This is a genomic window from Streptomyces sp. NPDC048288 (genome assembly GCF_043201555.1).
Classification (GTDB): domain Bacteria; phylum Actinomycetota; class Actinomycetes; order Streptomycetales; family Streptomycetaceae; genus Streptomyces.
On sequence record NZ_JBICZD010000006.1, the window covers coordinates 232,959 to 250,595 of the forward strand.

The window sequence follows — 17,637 nt, forward strand, 5'->3', positions numbered from 1 at the left end:
GACCTCATTGCCCGATCTTGACCGATGCGCGTCAGGCGACGATCAGGGCGCAGCGCTCCACCAGATCGTCCATCGACAGGCCCAGCGCCCGGGCCAGCGCCGCGACGGTGAAGAAGGCGGGGGTCGGCGCCCGGCCGGTCTCGATCTTGCGGAGCGTCTCGGCCGAGATGCCCGCCACGGCCGCCACCTCCGTCATGCTCCGGCCGCCGCGCGCCTCGCGCAGCAACTGCCCGAGCCGCTCGCCGCGTTCTCGCTCTTCCGGGGTGAGAGGGGTGCGTACCATGCCGTCATTCTAATCCCGTCGAGTAAACCGGTATATTAATTGGCATGGTGGAACTGAAGACGGACATGTCGATCGACGCGATGCACGAGGCGGGCCTGGTCGTGGGGCGGGCCCTGACGGCCGTACGGGAGGCGGCCGGCGTCGGCGTCTCGCTCCTGGAGCTGGACGAGGTGGCACGGGAGGTGCTGCGGGAGGCCGGCGCCTCGTCCCCCTTCCTCGGCTACCGGCCCTCCTTCGCGCCGACCCCGTTCCCCGCCGTCATCTGCGCCTCGGTCAACGACGCGATCGTGCACGGCATCCCGACCGGCTACCGGCTGCGCGACGGCGACCTCCTCTCCATCGACTGCGGCGCCGAACTGGACGGCTGGGTCGGCGACTCGGCGGTCAGCTTCACGGTCGGCAGGGCGCGCCCGGAGGACGTACGGCTCGTGGAGACGGCCGAGCGGGCGCTGGCCGCCGGGATCGCGGCGGCGGTCGTCGGCAACCGCATCGGCGACATCGCGCACGCGATCGGCCGGGTCTGCCGCGAGGCCGGTTACGGCGTGCCGCACGGCTTCGGCGGGCACGGGGTGGGGCGCCGGATGCACGAGGACCCGGAGGTGCCGAACGAGGGCCGCCCCGGCCGCGGGCTCCCGCTCCGCCACGGCATGGTCATCGCGATCGAGCCGATGCTGATCGGCAGCGGCCGGGACGGCTACCACGCGGCCCCCGACGGCTGGACCCTGCGCACCGACGACGGCTCCCGCGCCGCCCACGTCGAGCACACGGTGGCCGTCACGGCGGACGGGCCGCGGATCCTCACCGAGCGGAATTCAAAGGCCTGACACAGCTCATCCCCGAGCGTCTCCTATCACCGCGTGCCGACCCATGAATTCGCTGTGCCGCTGAGCAGCCCCCGTAATGCGCCCGTATACATATCCGTGACGGGCGGAGAAAAGGCCGCCCAAATCAGCGAAGGAGTTCTCATGGAAAACGTGCGCATGCGAGTACCGGTCCCCCGGCCCACGCGGCGGCGCCCGGTACCTCCGCCGCCTCCGCCCCAGGGCCAGCGGCCGCCCCGGCCGAATACCGCCGGCCGCTGATCTCGTGACATAGCAGCACCCGTGGCAGCCGGACCGGCGAGGGGATGCCCTCCTTCGCCGGTCCGCGCCCGGGCCGAACCGGGGCGGGAGGAAAGCGATGTTCCGGCGGCACGCGAAAATCTCCCCGGCCACCGCATTTCGCAGACTGTGGCCGCTCACCCGGCCGGAAAGAATTCATCTCTGGACCGCCGTGGCCTGCCAGACGATATCCGTCGGATGCGATACGGCGGCCATCCAGGTTTTCTCCTATCTCACCGACGAGGTACTCACCTCGGCCGAGCCGACGAAATTCTGGAGGCCGGCCGCGTTATGGCTCGCGGTGGCCCTGATAGGCGCCGCCGTAACGTTCGCCGCCCATCAGCTGACCAGCCGGGCCGAGGAGGGTTTCCGGCTGCGCTGCCGTGACGAGGTGTTCCAGCACGCGCAGCGGCTGCCTCCGCACTACTACGAGAACAATCCGCCGGGCGACCTGCTGGCCCGGTTCACCGGGGACATCGACGAGGCGGAGCACGTGGTCGCCTCGGGCCCGGTGCAACTGCTCAACACCGTCGTCAGCCTGCTCTTCTTCGCGGGCGCCGCGCTGTGGCTGCGCTGGGAGCTGGCCCTGCTCACCTTCGCCGCGGCCCCGGTGCTGTGGCTGGCCACGCGCCGGCTCTCCCGGCCGATCCGGACGCTGTCGCGCACGGAACGCGACCGGTACGGGGAACTGGTCGACGCGCTCGACGAGAACCTCGCGAACATGCCCGTCGTCCAGGCGTACAACCGGCAGGACACCGAGCGCGACCGGGTGCACCGGCGCGGTGCCGCCCGGATGCGCAGCAGCCTGGCCCGGGCCCGGCTGGCCAACGCCTATCTGCCCCTCGCCAACGTCGTCGAGTCGGTGTCCGTGCTCGCCGTGGTCGGCGTCGGCGCCTGGGAGATCGCGGCGGGCCGGCTGACGGTCGGCGGGCTGCTGGCCTTCGCCGCCTACCTCGGCTACCTCTACCCGCAGGTGCAGGCGCTCGGCGGCCTCGCCGTGAGCGTCTCCGCCGCCACCGCGGCCTGCGAGCGCCTCTTCGAGGTGCTGGACACCCGCCCCGCCGTCACCCGGAGCCCCCGTGCGCAGAGCGAGGCGCGACCGGCGTACGGCACCGGCCCCGGCGTGGTGACCCTGGACAACGTCGGCTTCACCTACCCCGGCGGCGACCGGCGGATCGTCACCGGCCTCGGCTTCACCGCCCGCCCGGGGCAGCTGGTCCTGATCGACGGCCCCAGCGGCTCGGGCAAGTCCACGCTGGCCAAGCTCCTGCTGCGCTTCTACGACCCCACCGAGGGCCGGATCCTCCTGGACGGCCGGGACATCACCGGCCTGCCGCTGCGCAGGCTGCGCGAGCTGGTCACCCTCGTACCGCAGGACCCCATGCTCCTCGACGGCACCATCCGCGAGAACATCGCCTACGGCCGTCCCGGCGCCGACGAGCGGAGCGTGCTGCGCGCGGCCGCGGCCGCCGACGTGGACGGCTTCGTCCGGCGGCTCGCCGACGGCTACGACACTCCGGTGGGCCCCGGCGGGCGGCAGCTGTCCGGCGGCCAGCAGCGGCGGGTGGCCATCGCCCGGGCGCTGGTCCGCGACACCCCGGTCCTCGTCCTGGACGAGCCCACGACCGGCCTGGACGCCGAGTCCGCGCGCCGGGTGATGGAGCCGCTGCGCCGGCTCATGGCGTCCCGCACCACCTTCCTGATCACCCACGATCCCCAACTGGCCGCCCAGGCCGACGCCGTCCTGTCCGTCGGCCCGCCGCCCGAACCGCTGGACGTGCCCGCCTACGGCGGGCGTGCGAAGGTGGTGTGACCGGGCCCTGCCGGGGCACCCGCGTGGGCCGGCCCGTCGACCAGCGAGCGCGTCCCCCAAGGCGCCGGGACGCCGGAACGGAACGAACGCTCATGACCAGCGGCTACCCCGGACCGGGCGACAACGGACAGGACCCCTTCGGCGAGTTCCTCGCCCGCTTCTTCGGTGAGGGCGGGGGGCGCCAGGGTCCCCGCCAGATCGACATCGGCAGGCTGCTCAGCCAGCCCGCGCGGGAGCTGGTCCGGGGCGCCGCCCAGTACGCCGCCGAACACGGCAGCCGCGACCTGGACACCGAGCACCTGCTGCGCGCGGCCCTCACGGCCGAGCCCACCCGTTCGCTGCTCAGCAGGTCCGGCGCCGATCCCGACTCGCTGGCGACGGAGATCGACGACCGCGCGGGCCCGGTCCAGCACCCGCCCGGCGAGGCGCCCCCGCCGACCTCGCTCGCGCTCACCCCCGCCGTGAAGCGGGCCCTGCTGGACGCGCACGACCTGGCCCGGGCCAGCGGCACCGGCTACATCGGCCCCGAGCACGTCCTGGGCGCACTCGCCGCGAACCCGGACTCGGCCGCCGGGCACATCCTGAACGCCGCCCGGTTCGCCGCCGCCGGCCTGCCCGCGGACGCCACGGAGACCGACCGTTCCCTCACCGGCCCGGACACCCGGCGCCGTACGAACACGCCCACCCTCGACAAGTACGGCCGCGATCTGACCGAGCAGGCCGGGCAGGGCCGGATCGACCCGGTCATCGGCCGCGACGACGAGATCGAGCAGACCATCGAGGTGCTCTCCCGGCGCGGCAAGAACAACCCGGTGCTGATCGGTGACGCGGGCGTCGGCAAGACCGCGATCGTCGAGGGCCTGGCCCAGCGGATCGCCGACGGGGACGTGCCGGAGGTGCTGTCGTGCCGCCGGGTCGTCGCCCTCGACCTGCCGGGCGTGGTCGCGGGCACCCGCTTCCGGGGCGACTTCGAGGAGCGCCTGACCACCATCGTCAACGAGATCCGCGCCCACTCCGACCAGCTGATCGTCTTCATCGACGAGCTGCACACCGTGGTGGGCGCCGGAGGCGGCGGTGAGGGCGGGGCGATGGACGCGGGCAACATCCTCAAGCCGGCCCTCGCCCGCGGCGAGCTGCACATCGTGGGCGCGACCACCCTGGAGGAGTTCCGCAAGATCGAGAAGGACGCGGCGCTGGCCCGCCGCTTCCAGCCGATCCTGGTGCCCGAGCCGACGGTCCCGGACGCCATCGAGATCCTGCGCGGCCTGCGCGACCGCTACGAGGCCCACCACCAGGTCCGCTACACCGACGAGGCCCTGGTCGCCGCCGTGGAACTCTCCGACCGCTACCTCACCGACCGCCGGCTGCCCGACAAGGCGATCGACCTCATCGACCAGGCGGGCGCCCGCGTTCGCCTCGGCGCCCGCACCAAGGGCAGCGACGTCCGGGCGATGGAACGCGAGATCGAACAGGTGACCAGGGACAAGGACCAGGCGGTCGCCGACGAGCAGTACGAACGGGCGACCCAACTCCGGGACCGCATCACCGAGTTGAAGACCCGCATCACCGAGGTCTCCGGCGAGGACGAGGCCGACGAGGGCCAGCACCTGGAGGTGACGGCCGAGGCGATCGCCGAGGTGGTGTCCCGCCAGACCGGCATCCCGGTCAGCAGCCTCACCCAGGAGGAGAAGGAGCGCCTGCTCGGCCTGGAGGCGCATCTGCACCACCGGGTCATCGGCCAGGAGGAGGCGGTCGCCGCCGTCTCCGAGGCGGTCCTGCGCTCCCGCGCCGGGCTCGCCAGCCCCCACCGCCCGATCGGCAGCTTCCTCTTCCTCGGCCCGACCGGCGTCGGCAAGACCGAACTGGCCCGCGCGCTCGCCGAGGTCCTGTTCGGCAGCGAGGACCGGATGGTCCGCCTCGACATGAGCGAGTACCAGGAGCGCCACACGGTCTCCCGCCTGGTCGGCGCCCCGCCCGGCTACGTCGGCCACGAGGAGGCCGGCCAGCTCACCGAGGTCGTCCGCCGCCACCCCTACTCGCTGCTCCTCCTCGACGAGGTCGAGAAGGCCCACCCGGACGTCTTCAACATCCTGCTCCAGGTCCTGGACGACGGCCGCCTCACCGACTCCCAGGGCCGCACCGTGGACTTCACCAACACGGTCATCGTGATGACCAGCAACCTCGGCTCGGACGTGATCAACCGCCGCGGCGCCGGTATCGGCTTCGGCCCGGGCGGCGAGGAGGCCACCGAGGAGGCCCGCCGCGAGCAGGTCCTGCGCCCCCTCCGCGACCACTTCCGCCCGGAGTTCCTCAACCGCATCGACGAGATCGTCGTCTTCCGCCAGCTCACCGGCGAACAACTCCGCCAGATCACCGAACTCCTCCTGGAACACACCCGCCGCATGCTCCACGCCCAGGGCATCACCGCCCACTTCACCGACCCGGCGGTCAACTGGCTCGCCGAACACGGCTACCAACCGGAGTACGGCGCCCGCCCCCTGCGCCGCACCATCCAGCGCGAGGTCGACAACCAGCTGTCACGCCTGTTGTTGGACGGCACGCTGGCGGAGGGCAGCGAAGTAACCGTGGATGCAGCGAGCGGCCGCTTGGAGTTCCGCCCGGACAAAGCGCCCCGATAGGGGCGCGGGGAACTGCGCGACCAGCCCCCACGCACCCGCACCCGCCCGACTACCGCACCGGATCCACCACTTGGGCGGACCCTCCCCCTCGCCGCACGGTCTCAGCCGCCGCCAGCCACTTCCCACCCGGCAACCGCTGCACCCCCGTAGCCGCCCCGATCTCCGCATTCAACGAGAACACATGCCCGATCGCCTCCAACTTCCCCCTCAACTCGGGGTCGTTGTACAGCGCCGGCTCCAGCTCGGTCTTGGCAGCGTTCCGCTGCGAAGCCCGCGGCGCCGCGATCGCGTCCACCAACGGCAGATGCCGGTCAATGAACTCGGTCAGCACCTGCAGCACGGTGGTGATGATGGTCGCCCCACCGGGCGACCCCACCGCGACCACCGGCTTGTTCGCCTTGTCCAGCACGATCGTCGGCGAGATGGAGGACCGCGGCCGCTTCCCGGGCCCGGGCAGGTTCGGGTCGTGCACCGCGGGGTTCGCCGGGGCGAACGAGAAGTCGGTCAGCTCGTTGTTGAGCAGGAACCCCCGCCCCGGCACGGTGATCGCGCTGCCGCCGGTCTGCTCGATGGTCAGCGTGTAGGAGACGACGTTCCCCCACTTGTCGGCGACCGTGAGGTGCGTCGTGTTCTCGCCCTCGTACGTGGTCGGCGCCGGTGTCCCCGTGGAGCCCGGGTCGTCGGGGTCACCCGGCGCGACCGGGCTGGTCAGCACCGAGTCGTCGTGGATGAGTGCCGCCCGCTCGTCGGCGTACCGCTGGGACAGCAGCCCCTTCGTCGGCACGTCCTCGAACGCGGGGTCACCGACCCACCGTCCGCGGTCGGCGAAGGAGATCCGGCTCGCCTCGATGAAGTGGTGCAGGTACTGCACCTCGCTGGCCTTGGAGAGGTCGGTGTTCTCCAGGATGTTGAGGGCCTCCCCGACCGTCGTGCCGCCTGACGACGACGGCGCGATCGAGTACACCTTCAGCCCGCGGTACGACGTCTCGGTCGGCGCCTGCGACTTGGCCCGGTAGGCCGCCAGATCCTTCGCGGACAGCTTGCCCGCGCGCGCCTTCCACCCCGAAGCCGGGTCCACCGGCGGGTTGTCGACCGTGGAGAGGATGTCCTTGCCGAGGCCTCCCCGGTAGACGTCCCCGGTCCCCTTCTTCCCCAACTCCTGGTAGGTGCGGGCGAGATCGGGGTTCTTGAAGGTGGAGCCGACCACCGGCAGCTGCCCGCCCGGCAGGAACAGCTTCGCGGTGTCCGGGAAGTACCGGAACCGTGTCTCGTTCGCGGCGGTCTGCGTCCGGAAGGTGTCGTCGACGGTGAACCCGTCACGGGCTATCCGCTCGGCCGGCTTCAGCACGGTGGAGAGCCGCTCGCTCCCCCACTGGTTCAGCGCCGTCTGCCAGGTGGCCGGCGTCCCCGGCGTACCGACGCTCAGCCCGCTGCTCACGGCGTCCGCGAAGGCGAGCGGCTGCCCGTTCTCGACGAACAGGTTCGAGTCGGCGGTGAGCGGCGCGGTCTCCCGCCCGTCGATCGTGTGCACCGTACGGGACTTGGCGTCGTAGTAGACGAAGTAGCCGCCTCCGCCGATGCCGGAGGAGTACGGCTCGGTGACGCCCAGCGCGGCGGCGGTGGCGACGGCGGCGTCGACCGCGTTGCCGCCCTTGCGCAGCACCTCGATACCGGCGGCGGAGGCGTCCGCGTCGACGCTGGCGACCGCACCGCCGTAGCCGACGGCCACCGGGACCTTCGTCACCGCGCTCCCGCCGGAGGCGCCCGGCGGCGCTGCCGCTCCCACCGACACCACGGCGGCCGAGACCGCCAGGACCGTCAGTTTCCGCGTGACAGGGCGACGCATCCGCACCTCCAGTTCCGGAACGTCCGCGCAGCGTATCGGCGGGGCCACGGCCCCGACAGGCACATTCAGGGCACTGTCATATGACTGCCACACTTCGAACACGGGTACGTTCCGGCCACCTGTGCCCGCTAGCATGCGCGCCCATGAATGACGACCTGCGCAACATTGTCCTCGGTGTGGTGGCGGCCGGCATCAGCGCCGCCCTCGGCTGGCTGGCCCGCACCTACGTCTGGCGACGGAAGCTGCGCCGCAAGCAGGCCTTCTTCGGGCTGCCGGAGAACTCGGAGTCGCTGCTGGTCGTCAACCGTGATCCGGCCACCTCCGAACCGGCGGTCCACCGTTTCGACGTGTTCGCGCTCCTGGAGCTGGCCGCGCTGATCAAGGACTGCGGCGCGAACCTCCAGATGGTGACCCAGGACAACGTGCAGCAGGGCTTCGGCGAGCGCACGGAGTTCTGCGTGGGCGGGCCGGGGTCGAACCGCCGGATGCTGGCCCACATGTCGGCGATGCTGCCCGGTGTGCGCGTCAACGTGGACCCGGAGCCGGGTCCGAACCGCGGCGCCTTCCAGATCGGCGCCGAGCGCTACCGGCTGGACCCGGGCATCACGGAGTACGTGCTCCTCGCCCGCCTCACCGCCGGCCAACGCCCGGACGCCCGCCCGGTGTTCCTCTTCTGCGGGCAGCGCGCGATCACCAACCAGGCGGCCACCCGCTACCTGGCCCGCAACCACGAGCGGCTCGCCCGCAAGCACGGCAAGAGCACCTTCGTGCTGCTCCTCAAGGTCGTCAACTCGCAGGCGTACGGCCCGGACGTGGTCGAACTCGTCTCGGACGTCAGCCGCGCCGCGCAGGCCCCGCTGCCGCCCGCCGCGACCGACCCCGCACCCGCCTCGCACCGCGCCGGCTGAACACCTGCACCCTTCAACAATCTTTACCCGCACGTAACTTACCGACGGGTTACTTGCAGTAAGAGGTCGCGGTTACCGTCGGGTCACTTTGCTCTGACACATACGGGGAGTGACCTGTGGGAACCCATCGCAAGGCCCTGCGTACGACCGCCGTGGGCGCCGTCTCCGCGACCCTGATCGCCGGAGGCGTCCTCGGGTTCACCCCCGCCGCCCAGGCCGCCCAGAACAGCGTCCGGTTCGTCGACATCGGCGGCGACGGCGGTACGGCCCTCAAGGCGAACGTCGTCACGCCCGCGGGCGCCGACGGCTCGCGTCGCTACCCGCTGCTCGTCATGCCCACGAGCTGGGGCTTCCCCCAGGTCCAGTACCTGGCCCAGGCGCAGAAACTGGCCGACTCCGGCTATGTGGTGGTGGCCTACAACGTCCGGGGCTTCTGGCAGTCCGGCGGCGGGATCGAGGTGGCGGGTCCGCCCGATGTGGCCGACGCGTCCAAGGTGATCGACTGGGCGCTCGCCAACACCCCCTCCGACGCCGGGCACATCGGCATGGCGGGCGTGTCGTACGGCGCCGGCATCAGCCTGCTCGCGGCCGCGCACGACCGGCGGATCAAGGCGGTCGCCTCGCTCAGCGGCTGGGCCGACCTGATCGACTCGATCTACTCGGGCCGCACCGAACACTCCGAAGCCACCGCCCTCCTCGACGGCGTCGGCCAGGTCACCGGCCGCCCGAGCGCGGAGACCAGCCAGGTCTTCAAGGACTTCTTCGCCGGCGACCTGTCCAAGGAACAGGAACTGATCGACTGGGGAAAGAAACGATCCGCCGCCACCTATGTCGACCAGATCAACAAGAACGGCGCGGCGATCATGCTCGCCAACGCCTGGGGCGACACGATCTTCCCGCCCAACCAGATCGCCGACTTCTACGGCAGGCTGACCGGCCCCAAGCGGCTGGAGCTGCGCCCCGGCGACCACGCCACCGCCGAGCTGACCGGACTGTTCGGGCTGCCCAACGACGTGTGGACGGACACCGAGCGCTGGTTCGACCACTACCTCAAGGGCGCGGACAACGGGATCGACCGCGAGCAGCCGGTGGAACTCACGTCCCGTTCCACGGGCGGCTACGAGGGCTATCCGGACTGGAAGTCGGTCGGCGCCACGCGCCGGAAGTTCGACCTCGCGGGCACGGCCACCGTCCACGCGAACGTCGACTCGGGCGCGGACGGCGGGATCGTCTTCCTGTCCAGCATCCTCGACCAGATCGCCCAGCTGCCCCCGGTCGCCTCGATCCCGCTGCTGCCGCGCCGCTGGGCCGCCGTCTGGCAGTCCGAGCGGTACGCCGGCGCACAACAGGTGCGCGGCACCGCCCGGTTGCACACCACCCTCACCCCGACCAAGGAGAGCGGCACCCTCGTCGCCTACCTCTACGACGTGGGCCCGCTCGGCCTCGGCAAGCTGGTCACGAACGCGCCGTACACCTGGCACGGCCGGACGCCCGGCAAGGCGTTCGACGTGGACCTGGACCTGTTCTCCACGGCCTACGACGTGCCGGCCGGGCACCGGCTCGCGCTGGTGGTCGACACGGTGGACCCGCTCTACATCGAGCACAACCCGTCCGGCGCGCAGCTGACCTTCTCCTCGCCGGTGGACGACCCGTCGTACGTGTCCGTCCCGCTGCGCGAGCAGTGATCTCCGGCTGCCGCCGGCCGGGCCTGGCCCTGGCTGCTGCCCCCTACGGCAACAGCGTCCCTGGTTCGGCCGGGGCCACCTCGACGGCCTCGGTCCGCGGACTGCGCTGCTCCCGCCGGGCCACCCAGCCGGCGAACCACGAGAGCAACATGCACATCCCGATGTAGATCGGCGAGATCACCATCACCACAGGGATGAAGGGCAAATCGTAGTCGAGGTTCGACGCGATCAGTTTCCCGGCATGGAGGAACTCCTCGTAGGTGATGAGATAGCCGAGCGAGGTGTCCTTCAGGGCGACCACGAGCTGGCTGATGATGGCGGGCAGCATGGCCCGGACGGCCTGGGGCACCAGGACGTACGACATGACCTGGGTCTTGCGCATGCCGAGCGCGAACGCGGCCTCCCCCTGGCCGCGTTCGACGCTGAGCACCCCGGAGCGGAACACCTCGGCCAGCACCGAGCCGTTGTAGAGGGTGAGTCCGGCGACCAGGGCGGGCAGCGGCTGGACCTTCAGCGCCACGAAGATGAAGAAGATCATCACGAGGACGGGCATCGCCCGGAAGAACTCCACGACGACGGTGGCGAGCCAGCGCACCGGGCGGTGGTCCGAGAGCCGTCCGGTGGCCAGCAGTCCGCCCAGGGCGAGGGAGAGGACGGCCGCCATCGCGAACGCCTTGAGGGTGTTGCCCAGGCCGCGCAGGAGGAGTTCCTGGATCCCCTTGTACGCGAAGGGCATCCACTTCGTGTACGTGAACTGCCCGGTGTCGAAGAGGAGATAGAGGATCCAGGCGAGCAGGCCGAGGAGCAGGGCGGTGGCCAGGGCGCCGTAGAGCCGGTGGCGCCTGCGGGTGCGGGGGCCGGGGATGTCGTAGAGCGCGGTGGCGGCCTCGGTCATCGGGCGACTCCCCAGGTGCGTTCCATCGCGTGGAAGAGGGCGCTGATGGCGAGGGTGATGATCAGGTAGCCGACGGCGATCCAGACGAAGGTCCAGACGATGTTGTAGCCGAGCTCGCTCAACGTCTTGTAGGTGCCGAGGAGTTCGGTGACGCTGAACGCGCCCGCGATCGCGGAGTTCTTGGCGAGCGCGATGAGGGTGGAGCCGATCGGCGGGATCACCGACCGGAACGCCTGGGGCAGGATCACCAGGTTGAGGGTCTGCCCGAAGGTCATGCCGAGGCTGCGGGCGGCCTCGCCCTGCCCCGTGGGCACGGTGTTGATGCCCGAGCGCAGTGCCTCGCAGATGAAGGCGGAGGTGTAGCAGCCGAGGGCGAGGACCGCGAACACCTTGAAGGGCAGCACCAGTCCGAAGCGGGGCAGGCCGAGCAGCACCGCGAAGAACAGGAGCGTGAGCGGGGTGTTGCGGAGCACGGTGACCCAGGCCGTGCCGAAGATCCGCAGGGAGCCGACCGGGGCGACCCGGAAGGCGGCCATCAGGAAGCCGAGGACCAGCGCCAGCAGCGAGGCGTAGACCGTGAGTTCGACGGTGCCGAGGAAACCCTCGGCGTAGGTGTGGAAGTTGTCGGTCAGTACGTTCATGCCGTCCTCCCTCAGCTCGCGGGATAGCGGTCGATCGGGGGCGGCTGCGGGGCCGGTACGCCGGAGAGGCCGAGCGTCGCCTCGTAGGCCCGCTTCCAGTCGCCGTTCTTCTCACGTGCCTCCAGGGCGTCGTCCATCGCGAAGCGCAGGGCGTTGTCGTCGCGCGGGACGCCGATGCCGTACGGCTCCTTCGAGAAGGGCCTGCCGACGACCTTGAGTTCGTCCGGGGCCTTCGCCGCGTAGCCGATGAGGATGGCGTCGTCGGTGGTGACGGCGTCGACCTGGTAGGTGAGCAGGTTGTCGACGCAGACGGAGTAGGTGTCGTAGGCGACCAGGACCGCCTTCGGGTACTCGGACTTGATCCGCTGGTACGGCGTCGAACCGGCCGCCGAGCAGACGCGTCGGCCGGCGAGGTCCTCGGGGCCGTGGATGTCGTTCTCGTCCCGGCGCACGAGTAGCGACTGGCCCGCCATGTAGTAGGGACCGGCGAAGCCGACGAGCTTCTTGCGGTTGTCGTTGATGGTGTAGGTGCCGACGTAGTAGTCGATCTGGCCGTTCTGCAGGGCGGTCTCGCGGTTGGCGGAGGCGATGGTCCGGAAGCGGATCTTCTGGGGGTCGAGGCCGAGGGAGGCGGACATCATCCGGGCGATCTCGATGTCGAAGCCCGAGTAGACGCCGGTGGCCGGGTCCCGCTGGCCGAGGTAGGGCTGGTCCTCCTTGACGCCGACGACGAAGTAGCCGCGCTTCTTCGCCCGGTTCCAGGTCGGGGAGTCGGGCAGCCGGAAGCCCTGCGCGATCTCGTAGTGGGGAAGCCTGTCGGCCGCAGGGCCCTTGCCCGGCGGGCTGCCCTCCTTGCCGCAGCCGCCGGCGGTGAGGCCGATGAGGCCGACGAGCAGGACCGTGAGCAGGACCCGGGCGACGGACCGGGCTCGGGCGGCGGACCTGGGCTGGGCGGCGGGCACACGGGTGGTACGGACCATGGGTGGTGCTCCCCGCTCAGTGCTTGAGGATCTTGGACAGGAAGTCCTTGGCGCGCTCGCTGCGCGGGTTGGTGAAGAACTCCTCCGGGGTGCGGTCCTCCACGATCCGGCCGTCGGCCATGAAGACGACCCGGTGGGCGGCGGAGCGGGCGAAGCCCATCTCGTGGGTGACGACGACCATGGTCATGCCGTCCCGGGCGAGCTGCCGCATGACTTCGAGGACCTCGTTGATCATCTCCGGGTCGAGGGCGGAGGTGGGCTCGTCGAAGAGGAGGGCCTTGGGTTCCATGGCGAGGGCGCGGGCGATGGCCACCCGCTGCTGCTGGCCGCCGGAGAGCTGTGCGGGGTACTTCCCGGCTTGCGCCGACAGGCCCACCCGGTCCAGGAGTTCACGCGAGCGCCGGTCGGCCTGTTCCTTCTTGAGCTTGCGGACCTTGATCTGGGCGAGGGAGACGTTCTGCAGGACGGTCTTGTGGGCGAACAGGTTGAAGGACTGGAAGACCATGCCGACCTCGGCACGGAGCCGCGCGAGGGCCTTGCCCTCCTGGGGCAGCGGCTGCCCGTCGAGCGTGATCGTCCCGGACTCGACGGCCTCCAGGCGGTTGATCGTCCGGCACAGCGTCGACTTTCCCGACCCCGAGGGGCCGATGACGACGACCACCTCGCCCTTGCCGACGGTGAGAGCGATGTCCCTCAGGACGTGGAGCTCCCCGTAGTACTTGTTGACGTCCCGCAGTTCGATCAGAGGATCGACGGCCATCCGCAGCCCTACCCACTCTCAGCCGTGTCGTGGTTGCCGCAAACTATCCAGCGACGACTGAACCGGGTGCACGACACGCACTTTTCGGGCATTAGCCGTATTTACGGCGGTCAGGCCTCGGCGACCTCCGCGTAGAGCTGGGAGAGTTCGGGGACGCCGCTCGCCGCCCAGTCCTGGCCGGACCCGACGACCTCGAACTCCCGCCCGGAGGCCAGCCGTACGACCGGCTCCCCGTCCGCCCGGATCTCCCACTCCGCGCCCGGCACGGTCCGGATCAGTACGGTGCCCAGATAGAGACCGGCGTCGGTGCCGAGCCAGGCCACGGTCTCCTCGTCGTCCCGCCAGCGCGGCAGCAACTGGTCGAGGGCCTCCAGCGAGGCCGGGGTGTCGTCGAGCGCGACGCCCTCCTCGGCCGCCTGGGCGCGCAACAGCTCGCACTCGGCGAGCAGATCGGGGTCCGCGGTGTGGTGGACGTCACCGGTGTGGCCGTGCCTGTTGCCCAGAAAGGGGATGTTCATGGTCCCAGGTTGACACTCACACCTCCAGGTCCACCACCACCGGGGCATGATCGGAAGCACCTTTCCCCTTGCGTTCCTCGCGGTCGACATAGGCGTCCTGCACGGCTTTACCGAATGCTTCGTTGCCGTACACCAGGTCGATACGCATGCCGCGGTTCTTCGGGAAGGCCAACTGGCGGTAGTCCCAGTAGGTGTACGGGTGGTCGTACTTGAGCGGGCGCGGCACCACGTCGGACAGGCCGGTCCCGCGCAGGGCGGTGAGGGCGGCGCGCTCGGCCGGGGTGACATGGGTGAGGCCCTCGAAGGCGGCGGTGTCGAAGACGTCGTCGTCGGTCGGCGCCACGTTGTAGTCACCGAGGACCGCGAAGGGGCGGCTGCCGCCCGCGTCCCCGGCGACGGCGGCCTTCAGCGCCTCGAACCACTGGAGCTTGTAGGCGTAGTGCGGGTGGTCCACCTCGCGGCCGTTCGGTACGTACACCGACCAGACGCGGACCGGGCCGCAGGTCGCCGAGATCGCGCGGGGCTCCTCGGCGCCCTCGTAGCCCGGGTCGCCGGGCAGGCCCTTGACGACGTCCTCCAGGCCGACCCTGGACAGCACCGCCACGCCGTTCCACCGGCCGGTGGCGTTCACCGCCGCCTCGTAGCCCAGCTCGCGCAGCGGCTCGAACGGGAACTGCGCCTCGGCGAGCTTGGCCTCCTGGAGGCAGAGCACGTCGGTGCCGCTGCTCTCCAGCCAGGCGAGGAGCCTCGGCAGGCGGGCGGTGATCGAGTTCACGTTCCAGGTCGCGATGCGCATGTCCCACAACCTACCGGGCCCCTCTGACAACGCGCCTCAGACGTCGGCCGAGCCTCCCGCGGCCAGCCGCAGGTGCTCCGCGCCGCCCAGGGCGCCGATCTGGCGGTCGTAGATCGGCCGGGCCAGGTCGGTGAGCAGCGCGTCGTGGATGTCGTAGGCGCGCTGCGGCTTCACCTCGCGGACGTAGTCGATGACCTCGGAGATCTTGTTCCAGGGGGCCATCACGGGGAGCATCAGCGTCTCGACCGGGTGGTCGGGGACGGTGAGCGCGTCGCCGGGGTGGAACACCTTGCCGCCGTCGACGAGGTAGCCGACGTTGGTGATGCGCGGGATGTCGGGGTGGATCACCGCGTGCAGTTCGCCGTGCACCTGGACGTCGAAGCCGGCCGCGGTGAAGGCGTCGCCGTGGCCGACGGTGTGCACCCGGCCCGGGAAGGCCGCCGCGAGCTGGTCCGCGACGGACTTCAGGGTCCAGATCTCGGCGGCCGGGTCGGCGTCCAGCGCGGCCCGCAGCCGGCCCTCGTCGAAGTGGTCGGCGTGCTCGTGCGTGACCAGGATCGCGTCGGCGCCGACCGCCGCGTCCTGCTCACTGAACCCGCCGGGGTCGATCACCAGCGTGCGCCCGTCCTTCTCCAGGCGCACGCACGAGTGGGACTTCTTGGTGAGCTTCATGGTCACCATCCTGCCCCCATGCCGTCCCTCAGTCCTCGGGGGTGGTCTCCTCGCGGATGATCTGCTGGGCGACCCGGAAGGCGCTGTTCGCCGCCGGCACCCCGCAGTACACCGCCGCCTGCAGCAGTACTTCCTTGATCTCGTCCGGGGTGAGGCCGTTGCGCAGGGCCGCCCGGACGTGGAAGCCCAGCTCCTCCAGGTGGCCGCCCGCGACCAGCGCGGTCAGCGTGACACAGCTGCGCGAGCGCCGGTCGAGGCCGGGCCGGTCCCAGATCTCGCCCCAGGCGTAGCGGGTGATGAACTCCTGGAAGTCCCCGGAGAACTCGTCTGCCTGCGCCAGCGCCCGGTCCACGTGCGCGTCCCCGAGCACCTCCCGGCGGACCTTCAGCCCCGCGTCGTACGGGTCCGGCCGCCCGAGCGGCTGCGGCGGTACGACGGCCGGGGCGATCGCGGCGATCGGCGTGACCTGGGGCGCGACCTGTGGCACGGCCAGGGGCACGGCGGGCAGCACCGGCTTCACCGGGGCGGCCGGGATGGCGATCTGGCCGGTGGTGGAGTCGTAGGCGGGCTGCCAGGCGGTGGAGAAGTGCCGGACCAGCAGGTCGGTGACGGCGGCGGGCTGCTCGACCGGGACCAGGTGGGAGGCGCCGGGCACCACCGCGAGCCGGGCGTCCGGGATCGCGGCGACCAGGGTGCGGGCCTCGGCGGGCCCGGTGACCTGGTCGTCCGAGCCGACCAGGACGAGCGTGGGCATCCCGACCCGGGCGACCTCGTGCCGTACGTCGAAGCCGGCCAGGGCCTCGCAGGCGGTGATGTAGCAGCCGGGGTCGGTCGTGCGGACCATCTGGACGGCCCACTCCGTGATCGCGGGCTGGGCGGCGGCGAACCCGCCGGTGAACCAGCGGTCGGGGGAGGTCCGGGCGATCGGGTCGAGGCCGTTCGTGCGCACGATCACCCCGCGCTGGCGGAACTCGTCCGCCGTCCCGAACCGGGGCGAGGCGGCGACCAGCGCGAGCGAGGCGATCCGCTCCGGGTGCCGCAGGGCCAGCTCGATGCCGACGGCACCGCCGAGCGCACAGCCCGCGTAGCCGAAGCGCTGTACGCCCACCGAGTCCAGCGTGGCCAGCAGCCGCGCGGTCAGCTCGGCGACCGAACCGGCCGGATACGCCGGGGCGCCGCCGTGCCCGGGCAGGTCGTAGCGGAACACCCGCCACTGCTGGATCAGCTCCGGAATCTGCCGGTCCCACATGTGCCATGTCGTGCCCAGTGAGGGACCGAGGATCAGGACAGGTGCGTCTTCCGGCCCGTCAAAGCGGTATTGCAGGGTGTTCGTCGGTGTCTCACTCACGCCCTGCACGCTCTCACATCTCCCCCCATCCCACGTCCCCGGGTCGCAACCCCGTGCAAGCCGTACCCGGTTGTGGGAGCCTTGCGAAGATCTCCCGCACCGGGTCAGGCGGGCGGTGTGGGGCGGTCCAGGGCGGCCCGGCCGGCGCGGGTGAAGAGCCGTAGTCGGTCCTGTGTGTCGTCGAGGCACGCGTTGATCCGCCGGTCCAGCTCCACCGCCTCGTCCTCGCTCAGCGGTCCCGCCGCGACCCTGGCTTCCTCCTCCTCGGCGCAGGTCAGCAGGGACCGCAGGCTGGATATGCAGTCGGCCACCCGGGCGGCCACCTCGTCGGGCCCCTGCAACTCGACCGCGTAGGACGTCTGCAGGGCCTCCCGGTACGCCGATCTGCCGCGCAGCCGGCTCTCCTCCCGCTGCACGGCGTCCGACGCACCGGGCAGACAGCTTCGGTGATAGTCGAGGGCCGCGATCCAGGCGGTCTGCGACTTCTCGGCGAACTCCTCGTAGATCGCCTTGCGGTGCTCCCGCCGCCAGCGGTGGTGCTCCAGGCGGAGATCGAGTTCCTGGAGCCGCTCGCGCTGCCGTGACTGGCGTTCCTCCTGTTGTTCCAGAGCCTGTTGTCTGGCGCGCTCGGAGCGCAGGGAGAGGAAACCCGTCAGACCGCTGCCGATCAGGGTTCCGATGATTCCGATGAAGGAGAGGAGCAGAGAACCGGCCACATTCCATGTGTGCGCCGGCGGACCCTTGATCAGTCCT

General features: G+C 71.1%; 16 protein-coding genes. 5 read left to right on the plus strand and 11 right to left on the minus strand.

Annotated features, from left to right (window positions below; translation table 11 throughout):
- Window positions 1-31: 31 nt before the first annotated feature.
- Window positions 32-283: a helix-turn-helix transcriptional regulator gene (locus tag ACGFZS_RS23010; RefSeq protein ID WP_355721933.1), complete on the minus strand. Its 252-nt coding sequence runs from the start codon at window positions 281-283 to the stop codon at window positions 32-34.
- 44 nt (window positions 284-327) lie between these two features.
- Here ACGFZS_RS23010 and map point away from each other — a divergent pair, with 44 nt between their 5' ends.
- The 3 genes from map to ACGFZS_RS23025 all read left to right on the plus strand — a co-directional run bounded on the left by map (window position 328) and on the right by ACGFZS_RS23025 (window position 5,835).
- A complete protein-coding gene (gene map, locus ACGFZS_RS23015; protein ID WP_393796696.1) occupies window positions 328-1,107 on the plus strand; it encodes a type I methionyl aminopeptidase in 780 nt (259 codons plus the stop codon).
- 448 nt (window positions 1,108-1,555) lie between these two features.
- A complete protein-coding gene (locus ACGFZS_RS23020) occupies window positions 1,556-3,196 on the plus strand; it encodes an ABC transporter ATP-binding protein (protein ID WP_393796697.1) in 1,641 nt (546 codons plus the stop codon).
- Between the two features lie 92 nt (window positions 3,197-3,288).
- Window positions 3,289-5,835, plus strand: coding sequence for an ATP-dependent Clp protease ATP-binding subunit (locus ACGFZS_RS23025; RefSeq protein ID WP_393796698.1), 2,547 nt, complete (start codon window positions 3,289-3,291; stop codon window positions 5,833-5,835).
- 49 nt (window positions 5,836-5,884) lie between these two features.
- On the opposite strand, the gene ggt is transcribed toward ACGFZS_RS23025, so the two are convergent.
- Window positions 5,885-7,681, minus strand: a complete 1,797-nt coding sequence (gene ggt / locus ACGFZS_RS23030) for a gamma-glutamyltransferase (RefSeq protein WP_393796699.1) — start codon at window positions 7,679-7,681, stop codon at window positions 5,885-5,887.
- Window positions 7,682-7,824: 143 nt separating this feature from the next.
- On the opposite strand from ggt, the gene ACGFZS_RS23035 reads away from it, so the two are divergent.
- Complete coding sequence (locus ACGFZS_RS23035; RefSeq protein ID WP_393796700.1) at window positions 7,825-8,589, plus strand: hypothetical protein; 765 nt, start codon at window positions 7,825-7,827, stop codon at window positions 8,587-8,589.
- A gap of 116 nt (window positions 8,590-8,705) precedes the next feature.
- Entirely contained in the window at window positions 8,706-10,274 is a 1,569-nt protein-coding gene (locus ACGFZS_RS23040) for an alpha/beta fold hydrolase (protein ID WP_393796701.1), read from the plus strand.
- A gap of 43 nt (window positions 10,275-10,317) precedes the next feature.
- Here ACGFZS_RS23040 and ACGFZS_RS23045 read toward each other — a convergent pair whose 3' ends face one another.
- The 9 genes from ACGFZS_RS23045 to ACGFZS_RS23085 form a co-directional block, all read right to left on the minus strand.
- On the minus strand, window positions 10,318-11,169 hold the full coding sequence (locus ACGFZS_RS23045; RefSeq protein ID WP_393536205.1) for an amino acid ABC transporter permease: 852 nt from the start codon (window positions 11,167-11,169) through the stop codon (window positions 10,318-10,320).
- Entirely contained in the window at window positions 11,166-11,810 is a 645-nt protein-coding gene (locus ACGFZS_RS23050; RefSeq protein WP_393653780.1) for an amino acid ABC transporter permease, read from the minus strand. Before ACGFZS_RS23050 ends, ACGFZS_RS23045 begins: the two co-directional genes overlap by 4 nt.
- A gap of 11 nt (window positions 11,811-11,821) precedes the next feature.
- Window positions 11,822-12,790 carry a glutamate ABC transporter substrate-binding protein gene (locus ACGFZS_RS23055; protein ID WP_393796702.1) on the minus strand — a complete coding sequence of 323 codons (969 nt, stop codon included), beginning with the start codon at window positions 12,788-12,790 and terminating at the stop codon, window positions 11,822-11,824.
- A gap of 16 nt (window positions 12,791-12,806) precedes the next feature.
- On the minus strand, window positions 12,807-13,550 hold the full coding sequence (locus ACGFZS_RS23060) for an amino acid ABC transporter ATP-binding protein (protein ID WP_393796703.1): 744 nt from the start codon (window positions 13,548-13,550) through the stop codon (window positions 12,807-12,809).
- 110 nt (window positions 13,551-13,660) lie between these two features.
- On the minus strand, window positions 13,661-14,068 hold the full coding sequence (locus ACGFZS_RS23065; RefSeq protein ID WP_355721905.1) for a DUF6278 family protein: 408 nt from the start codon (window positions 14,066-14,068) through the stop codon (window positions 13,661-13,663).
- Between the two features lie 16 nt (window positions 14,069-14,084).
- Window positions 14,085-14,864, minus strand: a complete 780-nt coding sequence (locus ACGFZS_RS23070; protein WP_393653789.1) for an exodeoxyribonuclease III — start codon at window positions 14,862-14,864, stop codon at window positions 14,085-14,087.
- A gap of 36 nt (window positions 14,865-14,900) precedes the next feature.
- A complete protein-coding gene (locus ACGFZS_RS23075) occupies window positions 14,901-15,536 on the minus strand; it encodes an MBL fold metallo-hydrolase (protein WP_393796704.1) in 636 nt (211 codons plus the stop codon).
- A gap of 28 nt (window positions 15,537-15,564) precedes the next feature.
- Window positions 15,565-16,884, minus strand: a complete 1,320-nt coding sequence (gene pcaC / locus ACGFZS_RS23080; RefSeq protein ID WP_393796705.1) for a 4-carboxymuconolactone decarboxylase — start codon at window positions 16,882-16,884, stop codon at window positions 15,565-15,567.
- 104 nt (window positions 16,885-16,988) lie between these two features.
- A complete protein-coding gene (locus ACGFZS_RS23085) occupies window positions 16,989-17,600 on the minus strand; it encodes a hypothetical protein (RefSeq protein ID WP_393653796.1) in 612 nt (203 codons plus the stop codon).
- Window positions 17,601-17,637 lie beyond the last annotated feature (37 nt).

Bases quoted from the DNA above. Each gene is read 5' to 3' on its own strand.
- ACGFZS_RS23010 (WP_355721933.1), bottom strand. From the start codon at position 283: ATGGTACGCACCCCTCTCACCCCGGAAGAGCGAGAACGCGGCGAGCGG.
- map (WP_393796696.1), top strand. From the start codon at position 328: ATGGTGGAACTGAAGACGGACATGTCGATCGACGCGATGCACGAGGCG.
- ACGFZS_RS23025 (WP_393796698.1), top strand. From the start codon at position 3,289: ATGACCAGCGGCTACCCCGGACCGGGCGACAACGGACAGGACCCCTTC.
- ggt (WP_393796699.1), bottom strand. From the start codon at position 7,681: ATGCGTCGCCCTGTCACGCGGAAACTGACGGTCCTGGCGGTCTCGGCC.
- ACGFZS_RS23035 (WP_393796700.1), top strand. From the start codon at position 7,825: ATGAATGACGACCTGCGCAACATTGTCCTCGGTGTGGTGGCGGCCGGC.
- ACGFZS_RS23045 (WP_393536205.1), bottom strand. From the start codon at position 11,169: ATGACCGAGGCCGCCACCGCGCTCTACGACATCCCCGGCCCCCGCACC.
- ACGFZS_RS23050 (WP_393653780.1), bottom strand. From the start codon at position 11,810: ATGAACGTACTGACCGACAACTTCCACACCTACGCCGAGGGTTTCCTC.
- ACGFZS_RS23055 (WP_393796702.1), bottom strand. From the start codon at position 12,790: ATGGTCCGTACCACCCGTGTGCCCGCCGCCCAGCCCAGGTCCGCCGCC.
- ACGFZS_RS23060 (WP_393796703.1), bottom strand. From the start codon at position 13,550: ATGGCCGTCGATCCTCTGATCGAACTGCGGGACGTCAACAAGTACTAC.
- ACGFZS_RS23065 (WP_355721905.1), bottom strand. From the start codon at position 14,068: ATGAACATCCCCTTTCTGGGCAACAGGCACGGCCACACCGGTGACGTC.
- ACGFZS_RS23070 (WP_393653789.1), bottom strand. From the start codon at position 14,864: ATGCGCATCGCGACCTGGAACGTGAACTCGATCACCGCCCGCCTGCCG.
- ACGFZS_RS23075 (WP_393796704.1), bottom strand. From the start codon at position 15,536: ATGAAGCTCACCAAGAAGTCCCACTCGTGCGTGCGCCTGGAGAAGGAC.